The 23,938-nt window shown below is 54.4% G+C and carries 23 protein-coding genes and 2 tRNA genes; 6 read left to right on the top strand and 19 right to left on the bottom strand.

The genetic code is table 11. From position 1 onward, the window contains the following. Positions 1–45 precede the first annotated feature (45 nt). Positions 46–1,083, bottom strand: coding sequence for a permease (locus tag RW65_RS11255; protein ID WP_039056830.1), 1,038 nt, complete (start codon positions 1,081–1,083; stop codon positions 46–48). A 51-nt stretch (positions 1,084–1,134) separates the two neighbouring features. Continuing rightward, positions 1,135–1,788: an NAD(P)H-binding protein gene (locus tag RW65_RS11250; RefSeq protein WP_039056829.1), complete on the bottom strand. Its 654-nt coding sequence runs from the start codon at positions 1,786–1,788 to the stop codon at positions 1,135–1,137. A 119-nt stretch (positions 1,789–1,907) separates the two neighbouring features. Between RW65_RS11250 and RW65_RS11245 the strand changes: the two genes are divergently transcribed. Continuing rightward, complete coding sequence (locus RW65_RS11245; RefSeq protein WP_039056828.1) at positions 1,908–2,426, top strand: type 1 glutamine amidotransferase domain-containing protein; 519 nt, start codon at positions 1,908–1,910, stop codon at positions 2,424–2,426. Here the strand turns inward: RW65_RS11245 and RW65_RS11240 are convergent. Continuing rightward, positions 2,412–2,849 carry a YhbP family protein gene (locus tag RW65_RS11240; RefSeq protein WP_039056827.1) on the bottom strand — a complete coding sequence of 146 codons (438 nt, stop codon included), beginning with the start codon at positions 2,847–2,849 and terminating at the stop codon, positions 2,412–2,414. The two genes, RW65_RS11245 and RW65_RS11240, sit on opposite strands and share 15 nt — an antisense overlap. 14 nt (positions 2,850–2,863) lie before the next feature. Here RW65_RS11240 and RW65_RS11235 point away from each other — a divergent pair, with 14 nt between their 5' ends. Next, positions 2,864–3,205: a GIY-YIG nuclease family protein gene (locus RW65_RS11235; protein ID WP_082022437.1), complete on the top strand. Its 342-nt coding sequence runs from the start codon at positions 2,864–2,866 to the stop codon at positions 3,203–3,205. Here the strand turns inward: RW65_RS11235 and RW65_RS11230 are convergent. Both RW65_RS11230 and ubiT read right to left on the bottom strand, forming a co-directional pair. Further along, positions 3,192–3,695 carry a GNAT family N-acetyltransferase gene (locus tag RW65_RS11230; protein ID WP_039056825.1) on the bottom strand — a complete coding sequence of 168 codons (504 nt, stop codon included), beginning with the start codon at positions 3,693–3,695 and terminating at the stop codon, positions 3,192–3,194. The two genes, RW65_RS11235 and RW65_RS11230, sit on opposite strands and share 14 nt — an antisense overlap. Next, complete coding sequence (ubiT, locus tag RW65_RS11225) at positions 3,689–4,213, bottom strand: ubiquinone anaerobic biosynthesis accessory factor UbiT (RefSeq protein ID WP_039056824.1); 525 nt, start codon at positions 4,211–4,213, stop codon at positions 3,689–3,691. The genes RW65_RS11230 and ubiT overlap by 7 nt, the downstream gene beginning before the upstream one ends. A 240-nt stretch (positions 4,214–4,453) precedes the next feature. Between ubiT and ubiU the strand changes: the two genes are divergently transcribed. From ubiU to RW65_RS11210, 3 genes are all read left to right on the top strand, one after another. Next, positions 4,454–5,449: a ubiquinone anaerobic biosynthesis protein UbiU gene (ubiU, locus tag RW65_RS11220; protein WP_039056823.1), complete on the top strand. Its 996-nt coding sequence runs from the start codon at positions 4,454–4,456 to the stop codon at positions 5,447–5,449. Between the two features lie 7 nt (positions 5,450–5,456). Beyond that, positions 5,457–6,335: a U32 family peptidase gene (locus RW65_RS11215; protein WP_039056822.1), complete on the top strand. Its 879-nt coding sequence runs from the start codon at positions 5,457–5,459 to the stop codon at positions 6,333–6,335. A 141-nt stretch (positions 6,336–6,476) separates the two neighbouring features. Then, the gene (locus RW65_RS11210) at positions 6,477–7,484 is read left to right on the top strand and encodes a luciferase-like monooxygenase (RefSeq protein ID WP_039056821.1); all 1,008 of its coding nucleotides are present in this window, start codon (positions 6,477–6,479) and stop codon (positions 7,482–7,484) included. A gap of 41 nt (positions 7,485–7,525) precedes the next feature. Here RW65_RS11210 and mtr read toward each other — a convergent pair whose 3' ends face one another. The 12 genes from mtr to RW65_RS11155 all read right to left on the bottom strand — a co-directional run bounded on the left by mtr (position 7,526) and on the right by RW65_RS11155 (position 21,281). Beyond that, positions 7,526–8,770, bottom strand: a complete 1,245-nt coding sequence (gene mtr, locus RW65_RS11205) for a tryptophan permease (RefSeq protein WP_039056820.1) — start codon at positions 8,768–8,770, stop codon at positions 7,526–7,528. Between the two features lie 141 nt (positions 8,771–8,911). Then, the gene (locus RW65_RS11200; RefSeq protein WP_039056819.1) at positions 8,912–10,837 is read right to left on the bottom strand and encodes a DEAD/DEAH family ATP-dependent RNA helicase; all 1,926 of its coding nucleotides are present in this window, start codon (positions 10,835–10,837) and stop codon (positions 8,912–8,914) included. Beyond that, positions 10,830–10,910: a protein YrbN gene (gene yrbN / locus RW65_RS23225; protein WP_097400725.1), complete on the bottom strand. Its 81-nt coding sequence runs from the start codon at positions 10,908–10,910 to the stop codon at positions 10,830–10,832. Before yrbN ends, RW65_RS11200 begins: the two co-directional genes overlap by 8 nt. 107 nt (positions 10,911–11,017) lie before the next feature. Beyond that, positions 11,018–11,902 (bottom strand): lipoprotein NlpI, encoded by an 885-nt coding sequence (gene nlpI, locus RW65_RS11195; RefSeq protein ID WP_039056818.1) that lies wholly within the window; start codon positions 11,900–11,902, stop codon positions 11,018–11,020. 108 nt (positions 11,903–12,010) lie between these two features. Next, entirely contained in the window at positions 12,011–14,146 is a 2,136-nt protein-coding gene (gene pnp / locus RW65_RS11190) for a polyribonucleotide nucleotidyltransferase (protein WP_039056817.1), read from the bottom strand. A 242-nt stretch (positions 14,147–14,388) separates the two neighbouring features. Continuing rightward, positions 14,389–14,658 carry a 30S ribosomal protein S15 gene (gene rpsO / locus RW65_RS11185; RefSeq protein ID WP_003861789.1) on the bottom strand — a complete coding sequence of 90 codons (270 nt, stop codon included), beginning with the start codon at positions 14,656–14,658 and terminating at the stop codon, positions 14,389–14,391. Positions 14,659–14,804: 146 nt separating this feature from the next. Continuing rightward, complete coding sequence (gene truB, locus RW65_RS11180) at positions 14,805–15,752, bottom strand: tRNA pseudouridine(55) synthase TruB (protein WP_039056816.1); 948 nt, start codon at positions 15,750–15,752, stop codon at positions 14,805–14,807. Continuing rightward, positions 15,752–16,153, bottom strand: coding sequence for a 30S ribosome-binding factor RbfA (gene rbfA, locus RW65_RS11175; protein ID WP_039056815.1), 402 nt, complete (start codon positions 16,151–16,153; stop codon positions 15,752–15,754). The genes truB and rbfA overlap by 1 nt, the downstream gene beginning before the upstream one ends. Positions 16,154–16,287: 134 nt before the next feature. Beyond that, positions 16,288–19,002 (bottom strand): translation initiation factor IF-2, encoded by a 2,715-nt coding sequence (gene infB / locus RW65_RS11170; protein WP_039056814.1) that lies wholly within the window; start codon positions 19,000–19,002, stop codon positions 16,288–16,290. Positions 19,003–19,026: 24 nt separating this feature from the next. Continuing rightward, on the bottom strand, positions 19,027–20,514 hold the full coding sequence (gene nusA, locus RW65_RS11165; RefSeq protein ID WP_039056813.1) for a transcription termination factor NusA: 1,488 nt from the start codon (positions 20,512–20,514) through the stop codon (positions 19,027–19,029). Positions 20,515–20,543: 29 nt separating this feature from the next. Then, positions 20,544–20,996: a ribosome maturation factor RimP gene (gene rimP / locus RW65_RS11160; protein WP_039056812.1), complete on the bottom strand. Its 453-nt coding sequence runs from the start codon at positions 20,994–20,996 to the stop codon at positions 20,544–20,546. A gap of 208 nt (positions 20,997–21,204) precedes the next feature. Continuing rightward, positions 21,205–21,281: transfer RNA gene (locus RW65_RS11155), tRNA-Met, on the bottom strand. A 377-nt stretch (positions 21,282–21,658) separates the two neighbouring features. On the opposite strand from RW65_RS11155, the gene argG reads away from it, so the two are divergent. Continuing rightward, positions 21,659–23,005: an argininosuccinate synthase gene (gene argG / locus RW65_RS11150; RefSeq protein ID WP_039056811.1), complete on the top strand. Its 1,347-nt coding sequence runs from the start codon at positions 21,659–21,661 to the stop codon at positions 23,003–23,005. 292 nt (positions 23,006–23,297) lie between these two features. On the opposite strand, the gene RW65_RS11145 is transcribed toward argG, so the two are convergent. After that, a tRNA-Leu gene (locus RW65_RS11145) sits at positions 23,298–23,384 on the bottom strand. Between the two features lie 12 nt (positions 23,385–23,396). Beyond that, complete coding sequence (gene secG / locus RW65_RS11140) at positions 23,397–23,729, bottom strand: preprotein translocase subunit SecG (protein WP_039056810.1); 333 nt, start codon at positions 23,727–23,729, stop codon at positions 23,397–23,399. Between the last annotated feature and the right edge of the window lie 209 nt (positions 23,730–23,938).

Below are 23,938 nucleotides of genomic sequence, written 5' to 3'. Positions count from 1 at the left end.
AAAGCCCGGTCAATGCACCGGGCTTTTTTTCGCACAGAATCTGGTCTACAGCAGCGCAGTCAGCCCGGTAACCATCCCGCACAGTGCCACCAGACCACCGGTGAGCCACAGCGCCTTTGCCGGGAATGATTTACGCAGCATGATAAGAGAAGGCAGGCTGACGGCCGGCAGCGTAATCAGCAGCGCCAGCGCGGGGGCGATGCCCATTCCTGCGAGCATCATGGTTTGCACAATCGGAATTTCTGCCGCCGTTGGGATAACAAACAGGCAGCCGACAATCGCCATCGCAATCACCCACAAGACAGTGTTATCTACCGCGCCATCGGCATGGGGGAACAACCAAACGCGGGCCGCGCCTAACACCAGTACCGCAAGGATATACACCGGAATGGTGCTCCAGAACAGCTGCCACAAGGCCTGGCCCCAGCGCGTCATAAAGCTGCCCTGTGGCTCCGGTAGCGCGATATCCACCGGTTCAGCCTCTACAGGCGTCTCTTTGACCAGCGTTTGTACCAGCATGGCGACGCCGAGCACGGTAACCAGGCCGGCAACGAGACGTATAAGCACAAAGTGCCAACCAAGCACAAACCCCATAAACACCAGCGTCGCCGGGTTCAGCAGCGGATTGCCCATCCAGAACGCCAGCGCACCGCCCATCGAGACGCGTTGACGCCGCATACCCGCCGTTACCGGCGCAGCACAGCAGGAGCACATCATGCCAGGAAGGGCGAACAGCGTACCCAATAGCGTACCGCTAAAGCGCTGTTGCCCGAGGGTACGCAGTAGCCAGTCGCGCGGGATAAGAACCTGAATGAGCGAGCCGAGGAGTACGCCAAGAACGGCGGCTTTCCAGACGGCGAGAAAATAGACCATGGCATAATCAAGCGCCGCCTGAAACGGGCTGGAATCTGCTGATGCAAGGATGGATTTACCGATGCTGTGGGTTTCGGCGGCGGTGAAGGCTTTACCGTAATAAGGCTGCCATTTCACGTACCAAAGACCAACAATGACAACAAGAAAAAACAGTGCGGGCTTCCACCACTGGGTGGGGGCTGCCGCCTGAGGTGAAGACTGACCAGTCATAACACGTCCCGGGGATATATTTATAAGCCCGGGCATAGTACGCCGCGATCGCTATTTTGCCAATGTGTTATCGGCGGCTATAGCACGTAATTGCGCGGATTTCACGATACGTAGAGCCTCCTTGGTTGGCGAGAATGCCAACGCCTGCATTGCCCGGGCGACATCGAACGCGGAGATCGACTTCAGGTTGCCCGGCAACAGACGAAAAAGCGGAGCCAGCAACGATTCATTGGCGCGCTTTTTTTCCCGTTCGCCCAGCAGCATTGACGGACGGACGATAGTCAGCGAGGGCCACTGTTGAGCGATCAGCGCATTTTCCATCTCCCCTTTCACGCGGTTGTAGAAAAAGGGCGAACGTGAACTGGCTCCCATTGAGCTGACCACCAGCATCTGCGTCGCCCCAAGTCGCAGGCCGACCAGCGCCGTATCGACCACCAGCTGGTAATCGGCAAGAATAAAGGCCTCCTGGCTACCCGCTTCCCGCCGCGTCGTGCCCAGGCAGCAAAAAACCGTATCAATAGGATCCGTGACCAGCGCCAGCGCGTCGCTCAGTTGTGGATCGTGCGGGTTGACCACGCCCGGGATACCCTGCAGCGGGCGGCGCGTGGGTGCGACAATGGCATCAACACGCGAGTCGCTACTCAGCAGGCGCAACAGATGCCCGCCGACAAGGCCCGTGGCACCGGTGATTAATACACGTTGCATCGCTTTCCCCTTTGCAGATGAATCTGTCTTGCAATGTTAGCCTACTGAACCAGGCTTAATAAGCTGGCGAGTTATCAGTATGCATAACTCCCTTTCTGAAGCCAAAAAACGGAGGAAGTATGAGCAAGAGAATTGCTGTCTTGATCACCGACGAGTTTGAAGATTCAGAATTCACCTCTCCGGCCCACGAGTTTCGCAAAGCCGGGCACGAGGTCGTGACGATTGAGAAAGAGGCCGGGAAAACCATTCACGGCAAAAAAGGCGAAGCAGAAGTGGTGATTGATAAAGCCATTGATGAAGTCAGCCCGGAAGAGTTCGATGCGCTGCTGCTACCGGGAGGCCATTCGCCCGACTCACTGCGCGGTGACGATCGGTTTGTCACCTTCACCCGTGAATTTATCGACGCCGGAAAACCCGTGTTCGCCATTTGCCACGGTCCACAGCTGCTGATCAGCGCCGATGCCATCCGCGGGCGTAAACTCACGGCGGTGAAACCTATTGTGGTGGATGTGAAAAATGCCGGGGGTGAATTCTACGATCAAGAAGTGGTGGTCGACAGAGATCAGCTAGTGACCAGCCGCACCCCGGAAGATTTGCCTGCATTTAACCGCGAAGCGCTGCGCTTACTGGGTGCCTGAGTCGCGCAGCCAGTGCAGTTTTTTACCAAAGCCGAGCGTGTTATCGGTAAATTTGATTTCATGAAGGCGGATTTCCCACATTGGGGCTGCTAACGCGCGGGCGACCGGGAAGCGGCGGTAATAACGCTCACGCGGCGTCGCGCTCTCTGCCTCGTCAAGGCGGCGGATCTCGCCGCTAAACTGTACACCGCGAATCAGCGCGACGCTTTTAGGCTGACCGTTAACGGTACCGGCTACCGGGGCTTGCAAACCCGTCATCTGTGCATGGCGGGTTTTATCTTCGCTGAGAACATAAAAAGCAACGGCCTGCGGATCATAAAAGTAAAAGGCGTTAGCGCACCACAATTCGCCCTCGTTCGCCACGCACCAGGTGACAACATGCTGCTTCGCCAGCCAGCGATTAATGGCGGCAAGAGTCTCCATTTTTTTCCTTCCTCATGCTATTTTGCGTTCACCTTAACATACTGAATACCGCCATGACGCCCTGGTTTCTGTACCTTATTCGCACCAGTGACAATATGCTCTACACCGGCATTACGACCGATGTTGTGCGACGTTTTACGCAGCATCAGTGCGGGAAAGGGGCGAAAGCGTTGCGCGGAAAAAGCGCGTTAGCGCTCGTTTTCTCGGCGGAAGTGGGCGACAGATCGCTGGCGCTACGGCTGGAGTACCGCATCAAGCAGCTTACCAAACGCCAGAAAGAGCGCCTCGTCGCCGGGGATGGCTCGTTCGAGGCGCTGCGGGAAAGCCTGCTCGCGGTGGCCGTTAAAAGCGATTGAAATGGTCGCTGTATTCGACCAGACCGTTCGCGCCGTTAAGGGCATCATCCGCCAGCGGGCGGACAACAAATGCCTCTTCGCTTGCCGGCCAGCGGCAACGCAGATCGAACTGTGCCGCTTTTTCAAACCCAAGGCGGTGATAAAATGCCGGTTCGCCCAGGGTAACGACGGCTGCATAGCCAAATTCATTCAGTGAATCCAGCCCTTCGTAGACCAGCTGGCGCGCAATGCCCTGCCCACGGTACTGTTCATCTACCGCCAGCGGCGCAAGCGCCACCCATTGCCGGTCTTCACCGGCGACAGACACCGGGCTAAACGCCACGTAGCCGACGACCTGGCCTTCATCATCCGTCGCAACACATCCCAGCGTGATCAGCCCGTCTTCGCGCAGATCGTGCACCAGCGACGCTTCCGCTTCGCCGCCAAAACTTCGGCGCAGCAGCGCGTCGATACCGGGTGCATCAATGGGAATTTCTACTCTAATCAGCATGGCTCACCTACAGAAGGTTGTGTCGTTGCAGGCGGCGTTTGCAGGCCAGCCTCAACAAATTCCGCCAGCTGCAGCAGCATTACCCGCAGGGGTTTTGGCATCTGCTCCAGTTCAATGGCGTCCATCAGGTTTTTCACGTACAGCCCAAGTTCCGTATCGCCTTCAATCACCAGGCGACGCTGGAAAAACAGCGTGTCGGGATCCTGCTTACGCGCGGCGATCATCAACAAATCGCTGGCGTCTGCGCTGAAGCTGACATCCGCATCGGCAGATTCACGCACGATCATCTGTCCATCGTCTACAGAGGTATACCACGTAAGACCGATATCCCGAACCTGGATACTTAACCAGCGGCCTTCAAGAAACTCAAGTTCTCCGTCCGCCAGCGCCTGCTGGAATTGCCAACGCAGCACCTGTTCGAGCACCTGACGTTTAAGGGCAAATGGGGTCAGCTTAACCGGTACACTCAGTAACGACGGGCCTAAATGAACAAGACGTGAGCGCAATTTATCCAACACGAGCTTTACTCCCTGAAATGGTAATGGCGATTATTTTGACACAATCGCCGCATGGCATAGCGGTACAAATCAACTATTCGCTAATAAACCCGCGGGGATTATTGGCGCCATCAATACGCATTTAACTGCCTCAAATCAAAAATTGTCGCGGGCAGGTTAACTAAAATCCCACCTCATTAACAATTTGGTGACCCCACGGGGTACATCCGGGCCATAGCGCCCCTGATTGCAGGATACACTATGGAGTTGCTCTGCCCTGCCGGAAACCTTCCGGCGCTAAAGGCGGCCATTGAAAACGGCGCCGACGCTGTCTATATCGGCCTGAAAGATGATACAAACGCGCGCCATTTCGCCGGGCTGAACTTTACCGAGAAGAAGCTTCAGGAAGCGGTGAACTTTGTCCATCAGCATCGCCGCAAGCTGCATATCGCCATCAATACCTTTGCCCACCCTGATGGTTACCAACGCTGGGAGCGCGCCGTGGATATGGCGGCGCAGATTGGCGCTGACGCGCTGATCCTGGCGGATTTGGCGATGCTGGAATATGCCGCCGAACGCTACCCGCATATCGAGCGCCACGTATCAGTGCAGGCCTCGGCCACCAATGAAGAGGCGATCCGTTTTTATCATCGTCATTTCGACGTTGCGCGCGTGGTATTGCCGCGCGTGTTATCTATTCACCAGGTCAAACAGCTGGCGCGCGTCACACCGGTGCCGCTGGAAGTATTCGCTTTCGGTAGCCTGTGCATTATGGCCGAAGGCCGCTGCTATCTCTCATCTTACCTGACGGGCGAATCGCCCAATACCGTTGGTGCCTGCTCGCCGGCGCGTTTCGTACGCTGGCAGCAAACAGCGCAGGGGCTGGAATCGAGGCTCAATGAAGTGCTGATTGATCGCTATGCAGATGGTGAAAACGCCGGGTACCCAACCCTCTGTAAAGGCCGCTATCTGGTAGATGGCGCGCGCTATCACGCGCTGGAGGAACCCACCAGCCTCAATACGCTGGAACTGCTGCCGGAGCTGCTGGCGGCAAATATTGCGTCGGTAAAAATCGAGGGACGCCAGCGCAGCCCGGCCTACGTCAGCCAGGTAGCGAAAGTGTGGCGCCAGGCAATTGATCGCTGCATGGCTTCGCCGCAGGACTTTATACCGCAGTCGGCGTGGATGGAAACCCTTGGCGCGATGTCGGAAGGGACGCAAACCACCCTTGGCGCATATCACCGCAAATGGCAGTAGGACAATCATGAAATATTCATTAGGGCCGGTGCTGTACTACTGGTCAAAAGAGACGCTGGAAGATTTTTACCGCCAGGCGGCCAACAGCAGCGCCGATGTGATTTATCTGGGCGAAGCCGTCTGCAGCAAACGCCGCGCGACCAAAGCCGGCGACTGGCTGGAGATGGCCAAACAGCTGGCGGGCAGCGGCAAGCAGGTTGTGCTTTCTACGCTGGCGCTGGTGCAGGCCTCTTCCGAATTAAATGAGCTGAAGCGTTATGTTGATAACGGTGAGTTTCTGCTGGAAGCCAGCGATTTGGGCGTGGTGAATATGTGCGCCGAGCGTAAACTGCCGTTCGTGGCCGGGCATGCGCTTAACTGTTACAACGCGGTGACGCTGCGTTTACTGCTCAAGCAGGGCATGGTGCGCTGGTGTATGCCCGTCGAACTCTCCCGCGACTGGCTGAAAAACTTGCTCGACCAATGTGAATCATTAGGTATTCGCCAGCAATTTGAAGTGGAAGTCTTAAGCTACGGCCATCTGCCGCTGGCTTACTCGGCTCGCTGCTTTACCGCGCGTTCGGAAGACCGGCCAAAAGATGAGTGCGAAACCTGCTGCATTAAGTACCCGAACGGGCGCAGCGTACTGTCGCAGGAAGATCAGCAGGTTTTCGTGCTGAACGGTATTCAGACGATGAGCGGCTATGTCTACAACCTGGGCAATGAACTGACGTCAATGGAAGGCATGGTGGATATGGTGCGCCTGTCGCCGCTGGGCAATGACACCTTTACCATGCTTGATGCGTTCCGGGCGAATGAAGCGGGCAATGCGCCGCTGGCGCTGGCGTCTAACAGCGACTGTAACGGCTACTGGCGCAGGCTGCCGGGCCTGGTGCTGGAGCAATAAAAAAGCTCACTTTGTTAACAGCTTTTGTCACAAGTTATTGCAGTATGAAAGTTGCAGCTTTTCTGGCCGGGTGCCCAACATTGCGCCAGGCTGGAAGAAGACCTTCAATCTGATGACCATGCTGTAGCAAAGTGAGCTTTTATGTCTGATAAAACGATTCCGTTCTCGGTGCTCGATCTCGCGCCCATTCCGCAAAACTCCAGCGCCCGCGAGGCGTTTAGCCACTCCCTTGAACTGGCGCAGCTCGCCGAAAAGCGTGGCTATCATCGCTACTGGCTGGCGGAACACCACAATATGACCGGTATTGCCAGCGCGGCGACCTCGGTGCTGATTGGCTACCTTGCGGCTAATACGCAAACGCTGCATTTAGGTTCCGGCGGCGTGATGCTGCCAAACCACTCGCCGCTGGTGATTGCCGAACAGTTCGGCACCCTGAATACCCTCTATCCCGGACGCATCGATTTGGGCCTTGGCCGCGCGCCGGGGAGCGACCAGCGCACGATGATGGCACTGCGTCGCCATATGAGCGGCGATATCGACAATTTCCCGCGTGATGTCGCTGAGCTGGTGGACTGGTTCGACGCCCGCGATCCTAACCCGCACGTGCGTCCGGTACCGGGCTACGGGGAAAAGATCCCCGTCTGGCTATTAGGCTCTAGCCTTTATAGCGCCCAGTTGGCGGCGCAGCTGGGCTTGCCGTTTGCCTTCGCGTCACACTTCGCACCGGATATGCTGCTGCAGGCGTTGCATCTCTATCGCACCCACTTCAAGCCCTCGGCGCGGCTGGAAAAACCCTATGCCATGGTGTGTATCAATATTGTCGCCGCCGACAGCAATCGCGATGCGGAATTCCTCTTTACCTCCATGCAGCAGGCGTTTGTGAAGCTTCGCCGCGGCGAGACCGCGCAGCTGCCGCCACCGATCCCGAATATGGATCAGTTCTGGTCACCGTCGGAACAGTACGGCGTACAACAGGCGCTGAGCATGTCGCTGGTGGGTGATAAAGCGAAAGTGAGTCACGGCCTGCAATCTATTCTGCGGGAAACCGAGGCCGATGAAATGATGGTTAACGGGCAAATTTTCGATCAGCAGGCACGGCTCTACTCGTTTGAGCTGGCGATGCAAGTGAAAGAGGAACTGTTCGGTTAGGTAAGTCTCGCCCCTCTTCAAGCCGAAGGGGGGCGAAAAAGTTAGCGGTACACAGGCAGAAGATCAAAGCTCGACAGCAGATGTACCACGGCGTTACCGATGCCGAACAGCAGGATCAGCACGATCATGGGCTTGCCGCCCCACACACGAAACGCTGGGCTGCCAAAGCGCTTGCGTGATTCTCTCGCCAGCAGCGCCGGTACAATCGCCGCCCATATCGTTGCCGCCAGCCCGGCATATCCTATAGCGTAGAGAAAACCGTTCGGCCACAGCAGACCACCGATAATCGGCGGCACAAAGGTCAGCAGTGCGGTTTTAAAGCGCCCTAACGGGGCATCATCGAATTTGCACAGATCGGCCAGGTAATCAAACAGCCCCAACGTAACGCCGAGGAAGGAGCTGGCCACGGCAAAATTCGAGAATACCACCAGCAGCAGATCCAGACTGCGGCTGTTCAGCACGCCGCCAAGAGCCTGCACCAGCACATCTATATTGCCGCCCTTCTCAGCGATGCCAATAAACTCCGCGCGCGGGATGTTGCCCATTGTCACCAGCAGCCAAATAACATACAGCCCGAGCGCCAGCAGCGTACCGTAGACCAGGCAGCGAATAATGGTGCGCGGATCTTTACCGTAATACTTCACCAGACTAGGAACGTTGCCGTGATAACCAAAAGACGCCAGACAGAACGGCAATGTCATTAACAGATAGGGCGTATACGACGTCTCTGGTTGCGCCACGTTAAACAGCGTCGCGGGCTCGACATGGCCTAACAGGCTGCCAAAGGTCAGAAAGAAGGTAATGATTTTTGCGCCCAGCACAATCGCGGTCATCCTGCTGACGGCATGGGTCGAGAGCCAGACAATAAAGGCCACCAGCAGCGCGAAAGCAAGCCCTGCCAGCCGCGGCGAAACATCCAGCGATAGCTCGGCAAAGGTATGATGCAAAATCGAGCCGCTGGCCGAAATATACGCATAAGTGAGGATATAGAGCACGAAGGCAATTGAAACACCGTTGACCAGGTTCCAGCCTTTACCGAGCAGGTCTTTAGTAATGGTATCGAAGCTTGCGCCGCTACGGTAATTCAGGTTTGCTTCGAGGATCATTAATCCGGAATGCAGCATGCAAAACCAGGTAAAAACGAGCGCCAGCAGCGACCAGAAGAACCACGCACCGGACATCACTACCGGCAGGGAAAACATTCCTGCGCCGATTATTGTGCCGCCGATAATCACCACTCCGCCGAACAGCGAAGGGGACGCTTGTGTGGTTGTCAGTGTCGACATCTGAATAATTCTCCTGTGAGGGTCTATGCCGGTTTGTTCAGGCTGCTGCATTGTACCAGTACAGGAGTACATTACGGATAAAAAAAGCCCCAATCTTTTCGATCGGGGCTGTATCTATTTCTTTACAGTGCGTGACGCAGATTAGGCATCGTTACGGCGACGCGGAGCGCTATCGTCGCGGCGCGGTGCGCGACGTTCGCCACCGAAGCTACGACCTTCCTGACGCTCGCCGCTAAAACGACGACCTTCGCCACGACCACCTTCACGACGTTCGCCACCGAAACCACCGCGACGTTCACCGCCGGCACCGGCACCTGCGCCACCACCGCGACGTTCGCTACGCTCACGCGGCTGTGCATCGCCCAGCAGCTGCATATTCATCGGTTTGTTCAGAATACGCGTGCGGGTGAAGTGCTGCAGAACTTCGCCCGGCATGCCTTTCGGCAGCTCGATAGTGGAGTGGGACGCGAACAGCTTGATGTTACCAATGTAACGGCTGCTGATGTCGCCTTCGTTAGCGATAGCGCCAACGATATGACGCACTTCAACGCCGTCATCACGGCCAACTTCAATGCGGTACAGTTCCATTTCGCCAACGTCACGACGTTCGCGACGCGGACGCTCTTCGCCAGCGCGCTCGGCACGCGGACCACGATCGTTACGGTCACCGCGATCGTTGCGGTCACGACGTTCGAAACGCTCATCACGCTCGCGGAATTCGCGACGCGGACGCATCGGCGCATCCGGCGGCAGAATCAGCGGACGTTCGCCCTGCGCCATTTTCAGCAGTGCAGCGGCCAGCGTTTCAATATCCATCTCTTCTTCAGCAGAAGGCTGGATTTTTGCCAGCAGCGCGCGGTACTGATCCAGATCGCTGCTTTCCAGCTGCTGCTGAACTTTAGCGGCGAATTTTTCCAGACGGCGTTGGCCCAGCAGTTCTGCGTTCGGCAGTTCTACTTCCGGAATAGTCAGTTTCATTGTACGTTCGATGTTACGCAGCAGACGACGCTCGCGGTTCTCAACGAACAGCAGCGCGCGGCCAGCGCGACCCGCACGACCGGTACGGCCGATACGGTGAACGTAGGATTCGGAATCCATCGGGATATCGTAGTTCACGACCAGGCTGATACGTTCAACGTCCAGACCACGAGCCGCAACGTCCGTTGCAATCAGGATATCCAGACGACCGTCTTTCAAACGCTCCAGCGTCTGCTCACGCAGAGCCTGGTTCATATCGCCGTTCAGCGCGGCACTGTTATAGCCGCTGCGCTCCAGCGCTTCTGCCACTTCCAGCGTTGCATTTTTGGTACGAACGAAGATGATCGCCGCGTCAAAATCTTCCGCTTCAAGGAAACGAACCAGCGCTTCGTTTTTGCGCATGCCGAATACAGTCCAGTAGCTCTGGCTGATGTCCGGACGGGTTGTCACGCTTGATTGAATGCGGACTTCCTGCGGCTCTTTCATAAAGCGACGGGTGATACGACGAATCGCTTCCGGCATGGTGGCAGAGAACAGAGCAGTCTGATGACCTTCCGGGATCTGCGCCATAATGGTTTCTACGTCTTCGATAAAGCCCATGCGCAGCATTTCGTCGGCTTCATCCAGCACCAGACCGCTCAGGCGAGAGAGATCCAGCGTACCGCGTTTCAGGTGATCCAGCAGACGACCCGGCGTACCGACGACGATCTGAGGCCCCTGACGCAGAGCACGTAACTGCACGTCATAACGCTGGCCACCGTACAGGGCCACAACGTTTACGCCACGCATATGTTTAGAGAAATCTGTCATTGCTTCAGCAACCTGAACCGCCAGTTCGCGGGTCGGTGCAAGCACAAGGATCTGCGGCGCACGCAGTTCCGAATCAATGTTATGTAACAGCGGCAGAGAAAACGCCGCGGTTTTACCGCTACCAGTCTGGGCCATGCCCAGTACGTCACGACCAGAAAGCAGGTGCGGAATGCACTCAGCCTGGATCGGAGATGGTTTTTCGTAACCGAGATCGTTAAGAGCTTCAAGGATAGGAGCCTTCAGGCCCAGATCTGCAAAAGTGGTTTCGAATTCAGCCATGTAGTACAAGTGCCTCTATGTCATTGGCGGCCAGTCTACATAACTCATCGTGAAAAAAATTAGCAATTTTCATTGAAAAGTGTGAACCGGCTCAAAGTAGGTTGATTAACGAACAATGAAGCCCTCACCCGCGAAGGTGATTGCAATCAAAAAAAGATTACGGGCTGATATGTTCGTCAGCTATTGCTGGTCCGATTCTGCCAGGTCGTTATGTTCCTGGCCCAAGAGCGCTAATTCCAACAATGCGTAACGGTGCTCAACAAAATTATGGACGTTGTTAGCAACCGTTAGTTTGAACAGTGCCGTGGCGCTGTCCTTATCCCCCAGACTTAGGTAGTACTTACCTAAATAGAAGTTGGTTTCACTGAGATGCTCAGCGAGCGAGGTGTTATCCGTTGCGTCTGCCTTCAGGCGATCCATCAGCGTTGCTTCGCTAATGTCGCCGAGGTAGAACTCGACAATGTTCCATCCCCACTGTTCCTTGTCCGATTTATCGAAGCGCTGTTTTAACGCTTCTTTCGCCCGCTTCTCATCAAGCTTACGCTCAACGATGTAAAGCCACAGGCTACGGAAAGGATCATTAGGATCGTCTTGATAAAACGCTAGCAGATCATCTTGCGCTAACTTGTCGCGACCGCCGTAATGTAATGCGATCCCGCGATTCAAGTGCGCGTAGTTGTAAGTTGGATCAAGCTCAAGTACAGAATCAAACGCTTCATAGGCAGCATCAAAATTGCCTGCCTGCGTTAAATAAATGCCTAAGTAGTTGAATACTTCCGGCATATCAGGTCGGATTGCCAGCGCTTGTGAAAAATCATTTCGCGCTAAAGCTCTCAAACCGAGGCTATCATACAATACTCCGCGCTCATATAAAAGCTGTGCGCGTTCATCATCGGTTAAAGCCCGACTGGCAAGAATTTGTTCCATGCGTGCCAGAATCACTTCCTGCTGCAAAGTCGGTTGCAATGGCACCGCGAGGACTTCGCTCTTACGCCAGGCAGAGTTGCTGCATCCTGCCAGCGTTAAAGCTGTCGCAACGAAACACCAGCGCAAAAAAGGCTTCATTTCCCACTCCCGAAGACAACAATTGGATGAACGTCCTGTCCCCCGGCTGCAAACATGGCGTCCTGCCTGCTAATAAGCCCTCCGCTTACGCGGAGGGCAAAGGCAACCTTACTCGCCCTGCTCTGCTTGTGGCGCTTCTGACGCTTCAGCAGGCTGAGTTTGCTCAGTCGCTTCTTTAATGCTCAGACGGATACGGCCCTGACGATCGACTTCCAGGACTTTCACCGGAACTTCCTGGCCCATCTGCAGGTAATCGGTCACTTTCTCAACGCGTTTATCCGCGATCTGAGAAATATGCACCAGACCTTCTTTACCGCCGCCGATGGCAACAAATGCGCCAAAGTCTACGATACGGGTCACTTTACCGCTATAGATACGGCCCACTTCGATCTCAGCAGTGATCTCTTCAATTCGACGGATCGCATGTTTCGCTTTATCGCCATCGGTCGCAGCGATTTTCACGGTACCGTCGTCTTCGATCTCAATGGTGGTGCCGGTTTCTTCGGTCAGCGCACGAATAACGGAGCCGCCTTTACCGATAACGTCTTTGATCTTGTCCGGGTTGATTTTGATGGTATGGATACGCGGTGCGAATTCAGAGATATCGCCACGCGGCGCGTTAATCGCCTGCTCCATAACGCCCAGGATATGCAGACGGGCGCCTTTCGCCTGATTCAGCGCAACCTGCATGATCTCTTTGGTGATGCCTTCAATTTTGATATCCATCTGCAGGGCAGAGATACCTTCGCGGGAACCCGCTACTTTGAAGTCCATATCACCCAGGTGATCTTCGTCGCCCAGAATGTCAGACAGAACGACAAAGTTGTCGCCTTCTTTCACCAGGCCCATCGCGATACCCGCAACGGCGGCTTTCACCGGAACGCCCGCATCCATCAGCGCCAGAGACGCGCCGCAAACGGAAGCCATGGAAGAAGAACCGTTAGATTCGGTGATTTCAGAAACCACACGTACGGTGTACGGGAATTTTTCTGCATCCGGCATTACTGCCAGCACGCCGCGTTTCGCCAGGCGACCATGACCAATTTCACGGCGTTTCGGCGAACCTACCATTCCGGTTTCCCCTACGGAGTACGGAGGGAAGTTGTAATGGAACAGGAAGGAGTCAGTGCGTTCGCCCATCAGTTCGTCGATGTTCTGCGCATCGCGTGCGGTACCCAGCGTTGCGGTAACCAGCGCCTGAGTTTCACCACGGGTGAACAGTGCGGAACCGTGAGTACGCGGCAGCACGCCGGTACGAACGTCCAGACCACGGATCATATCTTTTTCGCGACCATCGATACGCGGTTCGCCAGCCAGTACGCGGCTACGAACAACATTTTTCTCGATAGCGTGCAGAATTTCGCCCAGCTCGTTAGCATCCAGGCTTTCATCTTCGGCCACCAGCGTTGCGATGGTTTCAGATTTGATCACGTCAACCTGAGCATAACGCTCTTGTTTGTCAGTAATGCGGTAAGCATCGCTCAGACGTGATTCTGCCAGCGCAGCAACGCGCGCGTTCAGCGCTTCGTTTACCGCTTCCGGCTGCCAGTCCCAACGCGGTTTACCCGCTTCTTTGACCAGATCGTTGATGTTCTGGATAACAATCTGCTGCTGGTCGTGGCCAAACACCACGGCGCCCAGCATCTGATCTTCACTCAGCAGTTCCGCTTCGGATTCCACCATCAGCACGGCCGCTTCGGTACCGGCAACAACCAGGTCCAGCTTACTGTTTTTCAGCTCTTCCTGGGTCGGGTTCAGTACGTACTGGTCGTTGATGTAACCCACGCGTGCGGCACCAATTGGGCCGTTGAACGGAATACCAGACAGGGAGAGAGCGGCAGAAGCACCGATCATCGCCACGATATCAGGGTTAACCTGCGGGTTAACGGAAACGACGGTAGCGATAACCTGCACTTCGTTCACGAAACCTTCCGGGAACAGCGGGCGAACCGGGCGGTCAATCAGACGCGCGATCAGGGTTTCGCCTTCGCTCGGACGGCCTTCACGACGGAAGAAACCACCCGGGATTTTACCTGCAGCGTAGGTACGCTCTTGATAGTTAACGGTCAGGGGGAAGAAGTCCTGGCCGGGTTTAGCTTTTTTCTGACCTACAACGGTCACAAACACGGCGGTGTCATCCATGCTTACCATTACGGCAGCAGTAGCCTGACGCGCCATCATACCGGTTTCCAGCGTGACGGTATGTTGACCATACTGGAATTTACGAACGATCGGATTCAGCAAAGTTCTGTCCTTTCTTAATGAAAGTCAGCATCCCGAAGGCATGCTGACCATGAACCGAATCTTCATGCATCCTCGCGACTAATGACAACCCTAACCCGCCCCTGCGGATAAAGCCTCTCATTAGCCGCGCGAACCTCTGCAGTGAAGATCATATCTGGCAACAATACATTAGTTTAATGCACATTGCTGCCGCCTGGTTGAAAAAAGGGGCCTTGTAGGCCCCTTCTTGAAACTCGCCAGACTTAGCGACGCAGACCCAGACGCTCGATGAGCGCGGTGTAGCGTGCAACGTCTTTACGTTTCAGGTAGTCGAGCAGTTTACGACGCTGAGAAACCATACGCAGCAGACCACGACGGCTGTGGTGATCTTTTTTGTGCTCTGCAAAGTGGCCCTGCAGGTGGTTGATCTGAGCAGTCAGCAGTGCAACCTGAACTTCGGTAGAACCGCTGTCGTTAGTACCACGACCAAACTCGGAAACGATTTTTGCTTTAGCTTCAACGCTTAGAGACATTTTGAACTCCAGTGATAAAAAAATGAAAGGTCGCCAATCTCTAATTCAGCGGCCTCAGGATTAACGCCGGGAGATGTTAACAACATAGCCCGGCGTCAAGCGGCAATATTCTACTCGCAGTCGCGGTTTCCCGCAAGGTAAGCCCGTTATTGCGCAGGATACTCGACGACCAGACGACGCGGCGCAACGCGCCCTTCATCATCCATTTCACCCATGCCGATAAATTTCGCCTCTTCGCCTTCCGTCACGCGAACAAGTCCCGATTTCGGTACCGCAGAGGCGCGTACCGGCTGGCCATTTTTGAAATACGCCGCGACAACCGACGGAATATTAACCACCGGGAAATCCGACGCCGGGCTGTCCATCGGCATCAGTAACGGATCCAGCAGCTGTGCCGCCGGGATATCCTGTTGCTCGGCCTGCTCAACCAGCTCGCGCAGTTGTTCAAGGGTCACCATTCGTTCAACGGGGTACTTACTCACTGCCAGGCGGCGCAGGTAGATAACATGTGCGCCGCAGCCCAACTTCTCGCCCAGATCATCAATGATAGTGCGAATGTAAGTGCCTTTCGAACAGTGAATTTCCAGCTCAAGTTCATCGCCTTGATGGCGGATAAACAGCAGTTCATAGACGGTGATCGGCCGTGCTTCACGCGGCACGTCAATGCCCTGGCGCGCATACTCGTAGAGCTTCTTTCCCTGATACTTAAGGGCGGAATACATCGACGGTACTTGCTGCGTTTCGCCGCGAAAACTCTGCAGCGCGCTGGCCAGTTGATCGGCGCTAAACGTCACCGGACGCTCTTCGACAACCTGGCCATCCGCATCGGAGGTATCGGTACGCTGCCCAAGACGGGCAATAACCCGATAACGCTTGTCTGAATCCAGCAAATATTGGGAGAACTTTGTCGCTTCCCCAAGACAAATCGGCAGCATGCCGGTGGCCAGCGGATCCAGCGCACCGGTGTGTCCGGCGCGATTGGCGTTATACAGGCGTTTTACCTTCTGCAATACATCGTTGCTCGACGCGCCCTGCTGTTTATCCAGCAGCAGCACGCCATGCACGTCGCGACCGCGACGACGAGGACGACTCATTAGTCCTCCTTGCTGTCGTCCGGATTGACACGACGTTCGTCATCGTGCTTCACCACGCTGGTCACCAGGTTAGACATACGCATCCCTTCTACCAATGAATTGTCATAGAAGAAGGTCAGTTCCGGCACAATACGCAAACGCATCGCTTTACCCAGCAGGCTGCGAATAAAACCTGATGCATCCTGCAACGCTTTGATGCCCGCTTTCACGGAGGCTTCATCTTTATCGTTGAGGAAAGTGACAAACACTTTGGCATAGGCCAGATCGCGGGAGACTTCAACACCGGAAACGGTGGTCATCATACCCAGACGCGGGTCTTTAATTTCGCGCTGCAGGATAATCGCAATCTCTTTTTGCAGTTCCTGAGATACGCGCTGCGGGCGACCAAATTCTTTCGCCATAATAATTCTCCAGACTAAAAAGGGGCCGTAGCCCCTTTTGATATTTCTTGCCGGGAGGCGCACAAGCGAACCCGGCCAGCAATCTTCATTCACCTGCTATTTGGGCCTGACAGCGACCCGAATAAGCGCGCGAATTACTCGATAGAACGTTGGATCTCGATGATTTCGAAGACTTCAATCATGTCGCCAGTACGGACATCATTGTAGTTTTTCACGCCGATACCACATTCCATGCCGTTACGGACTTCGTTGACGTCATCTTTGAAGCGGCGCAGTGATTCCAGCTCGCCTTCATAGATAACCACGTTGTCGCGCAGTACGCGGATCGGGTTGTGGCGTTTAACCACACCTTCGGTAACCATACAGCCCGCGATCGCACCGAATTTCGGCGATTTGAACACATCGCGAACTTCTGCCAGACCGATGATCTGCTGTTTCAGTTCCGGAGAGAGCATGCCGCTCATTGCCGCTTTCACTTCGTCAATCAGGTTATAGATGACGGAGTAATAACGCAGATCCAGACCTTCCGCTTCGATCACGCGACGCGCAGAAGCGTCGGCACGTACGTTAAAGCCAACCAGAATCGCGTTGGATGCGGCAGCCAGCGTCGCGTCGGTTTCGGTGATACCACCTACGCCGGAACCCACGATCTTCACTTTCACTTCTTCAGTAGACAGTTTCAGCAGAGAATCGGAGATCGCTTCGACAGAACCCTGAACGTCGGCCTTCAGTACGATGTTCACTTCGTGAACTTCGCCTTCGGTCATGTTAGCAAACATGTTTTCCAGTTTGGATTTCTGCTGACGCGCCAGTTTAACTTCGCGGAATTTGCCCTGACGATACAGTGCAACTTCACGAGCTTTCTTCTCGTCACGAACGACGGTTGCTTCGTCGCCTGCAGCCGGCACGCCGGACAGACCGAGGATTTCAACCGGAATAGACGGGCCTGCTTCGGTCACTTCGCGACCTAATTCGTCACGCATCGCACGCACGCGGCCATATTCGAAGCCACAGAGAACGATATCGCCTTTATGCAGCGTACCTTCACGAACCAGCACGGAAGCCACCGGACCACGACCTTTATCAAGGAAGGATTCGATAACCACGCCGCTCGCCATACCGTTACGCACAGCGTTCAGTTCCAGAACTTCGGCCTGCAGCAGAATCGCGTCCAGCAGTTCGTCGATACCGGTACCGGCTTTCGCGGAAACGTGAACGAACTGGCTTTCGCCGCCCCACTCTTCCGGAATGATGCCGTACTGGGACAGTTCGTTTTTAACACGATCCGGATCGGCTTCTGGTTTATCGATTTTGTTCACGGCGACCACTACCGGCACCTTCGCCGCTTTCGCGTGCTGAATAGCTTCGATAGTCTGCGGCATCACGCCATCGTCCGCTGCCACTACCAGAACCACGATATCCGTTGCCTGAGCACCACGGGCACGCATTGCGGTAAACGCGGCGTGGCCAGGGGTATCCAGGAAGGTGATCATGCCGTTGTCGGTTTCAACGTGGTAAGCACCAATGTGCTGGGTAATGCCGCCCGCTTCGCCAGAGGCCACTTTCGTCGAACGAATGTAGTCAAGCAGAGAGGTTTTACCGTGGTCAACGTGACCCATAATGGTCACTACCGGTGCGCGCGGTTCAGCCGCAGCGCCGGTGTCACGGTCGCTCATTACCGCTTCTTCCAGCTCGTTTTCACGACGCAGGATAACTTTGTGGCCCATCTCTTCAGCAACCAGCTGTGCCGTTTCCTGGTCGATAACCTGGTTGATGGTGGCCATTGCGCCCAGCTTCATCATCGCTTTGATGACCTGAGAGCCTTTTACCGCCATCTTGTTCGCCAGTTCGCCAACGGTCAGGGTTTCGCCGATGATAACGTCACGGTTAACCGCCTGAGCAGGCTTCTGGAAGCCCTGTTGCAGAGCAGAACCTTTGCGCTGACGGCCGCCTTTACCACCGCGAACCGCTGCACGCGCTTCTTCACGGTCAGCTTTGCTTTCAGAGTGTTTATTGCCTTTTTTCGGGCGTGCGGCAGCTTTTGCCGTACGACCGCGACCGCGACCGCCTTCAACTTCACGATCGTTGTCATCTTCAGCCTGGCGTGCATGCTGGGATGTGGTGACGTGATAATCGCCGGTCGTTTCTTCTTCCACGACGGGTGCTACCCAGCCGTTTTCATTCTGTTCTGCCATACGACGAGCTTCTTCCGCTACGCGACGCGCGCTTTCTTCCAGTTTACGACGAGCCTCTTCTTCCGCTTTGCGCTTCAGTTCTTGCGCTTCGGATTCACGACGGGCTTTTTCCGCCTGGGCTGTCCTGGTCATTTCGTCAGATTGTTGATTGCTCACTTTGCTATTTTCCGCAGCTCCGCGTTTTGCATTTTCAGCATTATCGCGTTTAGCCTTTTCTTCAGCTTCACGTTTTGCTCGGGCTTCGGCTTCACGTTTCGCTTTTTCCTCGGCTTCGCGCTCAGCGGCTTCCTCTGCTTCACGACGGGCCTTCTCTTCCGCTTCACGCATCGCCTCTTCTTCCGCAGCGAGACGTTCAGCCTCTTGTGGATCGCGTTTTACAAAGGTGCGTTTTTTACGGACTTCGATCTGCACCGACTTACTTTTACCACCGGTGCCCTGAATATTTAATGTGCTGCGCGTTTTGCGCTGCAGTGTCAGCTTGTCAGGCGTAGAACCGTGTTCACGGTTCAAATGCGCTAACAGCGTCTGCTTTTCTTGTGCCGTCACTGAGTCTTCAGCGGACTTGCGGATCCCTGCATCAGCAAATTGCTGTACCAGGCGGTCCACAGAGGTTTGAATCTCATCGGCCAGCGTTTTTACGGTTACATCTGTCATGCTGTTCCTTCCTGCTACAGTTTATTACGCTTCGTCACCAAACCAGCAAATATTACGTGCGGCCATGATGAGCTCACCCGCTTTTTCGTCAGTTAACCCTTCGATATCACTCAGGTCATCGACGCCTTGCTCAGCGAGGTCTTCCAGCGTACAAACACCACGAGCAGCCAGTTTGAAAGCCAGTGCGCGATCCAGACCTTCCAGGTTAAGCAGGTCTTCAGCCGGTTGTTTATTACCGAGGCTTTCTTCCTGCGCCAGCGCCAGAGTGGTCAGCGCGTTTTTTGCACGATCGCGCAGGGCTTCGACGGTATCTTCATCCAGACCATCGATTTCCAGCAGCTCTTTGATTGGCACATAGGCCAGTTCTTCCAGCGTAGAGAAACCTTCTTCGACCAGAACGGTGGCAAAATCTTCGTCAATGTCCAGGTAACGGGTAAAGGTATCAATCGCCGCATGAGCCTCAGCCTGATGCTTGGACTGCAGATCCTCAACGGTCATCACGTTGAGTTCCCAACCGCTCAGCTGAGATGCGAGGCGCACGTTCTGGCCATTACGACCGATCGCCTGCGCCAGGTTGCCTGATTCCACTGCAATATCCATGGTGTGCTTGTCTTCATCCACCACGATAGAAGCAACGTCAGCCGGTGCCATCGCATTAATGACGAACTGTGCCGGGTTATCATCCCACAACACGATGTCAATGCGCTCACCGCCGAGTTCAGTCGAAACCGCCTGTACGCGCGCACCGCGCATACCCACGCACGCGCCGACCGGATCGATACGCTTGTCGTTGGTCTTCACGGCGATTTTAGCGCGAGAACCCGGATCGCGGGCGGCGGCTTTAATCTCAATCACTTCTTCGCCGATTTCCGGAACCTCAATGCGGAACAGTTCGATCAGCATTTCCGGTTTGGAACGGGTCACGAACAGTTGCGCACCGCGCGCTTCAGGACGCACGGCGTACAGCACGCCGCGGATACGGTCGCCGGGACGGAAGTTTTCGCGCGGCAGCATATCTTCACGCAGAATCACGGCTTCAGCATTGCTGCCGAGATCCAGAGTAATGTTGTCGCGGTTTACTTTCTTCACCACGCCGGTGATGATTTCGCCTTCATGCTCGCGGAACTGATCGACCACCATCGCGCGCTCAGCTTCACGTACTTTCTGTACGATAACCTGCTTCGCGGTCTGGGTGGTGATACGGTCAAAGGTTACGGATTCGATCTGATCTTCAACAAAATCGTCAAGGTTCAGGCTTTCATCTTCGTAACGCGCTGCTTCGAGCGTGATTTCACGCGTTGGCTGAGTCACTTCTTCAACAATCAGCCAGCGACGGAATGTGTCAAAATCACCGCTTTTACGATCGATGCTTACGCGAACATCAATCTCTTGTTCGTATTTTTTCTTGGTTGCCGTAGCCAGAGCACTTTCCAGCGCTTCAAAGATTTTTTCACGCGGAAGCGACTTTTCGTTAGAAACAGCTTCAACAACAGCCAAAATTTCTTTGTTCATCGGGGGCCTTTCACCTCAAATTCAGACTGTTAAAAGTGGGGGACCAGGTTCGCTTTTTGAATATTACTCAATGCGAACACTTCATCTTTACCTTCGACCGTAACGGTGATCATCTCGCCATCCACCTCTTTAATGATGCCCTGCCACTTACGGCGATTCTGAACCGCCATACGCAGAACCAGCGAAACTTCGTCGCCCTTAAAGCGTGCATAGTGCTCAGCCGTAAACAGAGGACGCTCAAGACCTGGTGAGGAAACTTCCAGGTTGTAAGCCACGGTAATCGGATCTTCTACGTCCAGTACCGCACTGACCTGGTGGCTGACATCAGCGCAATCATCAACGTTGATGCCATCTTCACTATCAATATAGATGCGCAGTGTAGATGTGCGCCCGCGCACAAACTCGATGCCGACCAGTTCATAGCCCAGTGCTTCAACCGGCGCCGTAATCATGTCTGTTAATTTTTGCTCTAATGTGGACAAGTCCACCCCCAAGACATAAAAAAAGGGCGTAAAGCCCAGTTATTTCGTACTCAGATAACAAAAAACCCCGATAAATCGGGGCTTTGAATAACTGAACCCTATAGCCGCAACTGCGGCCTGGAGAAACCTTCCAAAGTATTTTTTTCAAATCCAGCTACGAAGGCGTTAAGTCCTCATAGTATATTTGAAAAAGAACACTTAGGGAAAGTGGTTGCGGGGGCCGGATTTGAACCGACGACCTTCGGGTTATGAGCCCGACGAGCTACCAGGCTGCTCCACCCCGCGCCTGAAACGTGGCAAATTTTACTCGCTTGAGTGCAAATTTGCAAATAATGCTGGGATTTGGTACCGAGAGACGGGACGTAAAATCGACCTGCAGTATATTGAAAAACATACCGTTCTGTCAACCACGGAAGCTTAGCTTCCTGTGCGCCCTGACGTATGCAATTTAATTGCGTATTATTTTACTCAGGTATTCAGCTTTAGACCTCACTCACGCAATGAAAATTGCACTCTTCTCTTTTCGTTATCGCTAAAAGATGATTAAATGAAAACTCATTTATTTTGCATAACCATTCACTAATTGTTTGGTCGGATGGCACAGTAAGCATGGCGTGGCTGTTAAGTCTTTCACCATCGGTCTATCAAGCAGGGATTTTTTTATGACGACGATTCTCAAGCATCTTCCCACCGGGCAACGTATCGGCATCGCTTTCTCCGGCGGCCTGGACACTAGCGCAGCGCTGCTGTGGATGCGCCAAAAAGGCGCAGTTCCTTATGCCTACACGGCGAATCTGGGCCAGCCAGACGAGGATGACTATGACGCGATTCCCCGTCGTGCAAAAGAGTACGGTGCGGAAAATGCCCGCCTGATCGACTGCCGTAAACAGCTGGTCGCCGAAGGCATAGCGGCCATTCAGTGCGGCGCTTTTCATAACACCACCGGTGGTTTGACCTATTTCAATACCACGCCGCTGGGCCGGGCAGTGACCGGTACGATGCTGGTCGCGGCGATGAAAGAGGACGGTGTAAATATCTGGGGCGACGGCAGCACCTATAAAGGCAACGATATTGAGCGTTTTTATCGCTACGGCCTGCTGACCAACGCCGAGCTGCAAATCTATAAGCCGTGGCTGGATACCGATTTTATTGATGAGCTGGGCGGTCGTCAGGAAATGTCCGAATTTATGGTTGCTTCCGGCTTTGACTATAAAATGTCGGCGGAAAAAGCCTATTCCACAGACTCCAATATGCTGGGCGCGACGCACGAAGCGAAGGATCTGGAATTTCTTAACTCCAGCGTGAAAATCGTTAACCCAATTATGGGCGTGAAGTTCTGGGATGAGAACGTCAAAATCCAGGCGGAAGAAGTCACCGTACGTTTTGAGCGCGGTCACCCGGTGGCGCTGAATGGTCAAACCTTCGCGGATGATGTTGAACTGATGCTGGAAGCCAACCGTATCGGCGGCCGTCACGGTTTGGGAATGAGCGACCAGATTGAAAACCGTATTATCGAAGCGAAAAGCCGCGGTATTTATGAAGCGCCGGGGATGGCGTTGCTGCATATCGCTTACGAGCGTCTGCTGACGGGGATTCATAACGAAGACACCATCGAACAATATCACGCTCATGGTCGTCAGCTTGGTCGTTTGCTCTATCAGGGCCGTTGGTTCGATCCGCAAGCGCTGATGCTGCGCGACTCACTGCAACGTTGGGTGGCGAGTGCTATTACCGGTGAAGTCACGCTGGAACTGCGTCGCGGCAACGATTACTCAATCCTCAATACCGTTTCCGACAATCTGACCTATAAAGCAGAGCGTCTGACGATGGAAAAAGGCGAGTCCGTCTTCTCTCCGGACGATCGTATCGGCCAGCTGACCATGCGTAATCTGGATATTACCGATACCCGCGAGAAGCTGGTTAACTATATGCAAACGGGTTTACTTTCAACCTCCGCGGGCACTGGCCTGCCGCAGGTTGAAAACCTTGAACACAACGAGAAAAAGTAACCCGCTTTACCCATCCGTACCTGCATGCAGGTACGGATATTCTCCCTTTCCTGTCGTTTCACGCTTTTCACCGTTCCCCATTATTCGACGCACCCGCAGCGGCTAATCTTTTACGCCACGATTACGCAGTCGATAACAGTCATAGCGCCAACGGCAGGCTGTCACCCAGCAAAAGCTACTACTTTAGTTTCAGTGGCGATAAAAAATGAGCCAATGCGCGGGGAGATGTGGTGGACGTCATAAATAACAGGCAAAAAAAAAGACATCTTACGATGTCTTTTTTTCGGAATATTGGTACCGAGGACGGGACTTGAACCCGTAAGCCCAATCGGGCACTACCACCTCAAGGTAGCGTGTCTACCAATTCCACCACCTCGGCACGACTTACTGCTTAGTGCGGGATATCGCTGCTTGGCTGCGCCGGAGCTGCTGGCTGAGTTTGTTCACTCTTCGCCGGTGCGCTCAGGTTATCCCACTCGCTTCCTTTATTGGTTTTATTGCTGTTAATGTTGCCCAGCACAAGGCTAATAATAAAGAACAGTGTTGCCAGCACAGCTGTTGCACGGGTCATGAAGTTACCAGAACCACTTGAACCAAACAGCGTACCGGACGCGCCAGCGCCAAAGGAGGCTCCCATATCAGCGCCTTTACCTTGCTGCAGCATAATCAGACCCACAAGAGCCAGCGCTACAATAAGGAAAATAACTAAAAGAGCTTCGTACATAATCAACCTGTTCCTTGCGGTTTTGCCGCAGCCAATGCTTCAAACCAATATAAGCGGGATGTTTCTTGCTTTCCCACTGAAGCGGGTGTGAATACTAACCAAAGCGAATGACCTTCGCAAGGGCAATTTCAGCGCATTTTATCAAGTGAGGAAAAAAACAGCAAAACACGCTACTGGACGGTTAAAAAGGCGGCAAAAGCCGCCTTTTT

The organism is Enterobacter sp. Bisph1 (genome assembly GCF_000814905.1).
In the GTDB taxonomy this organism is placed as follows: Bacteria; Pseudomonadota; Gammaproteobacteria; order Enterobacterales; family Enterobacteriaceae; genus Kosakonia.
This window is presented reverse-complemented; position numbering and strand designations above follow the sequence as displayed.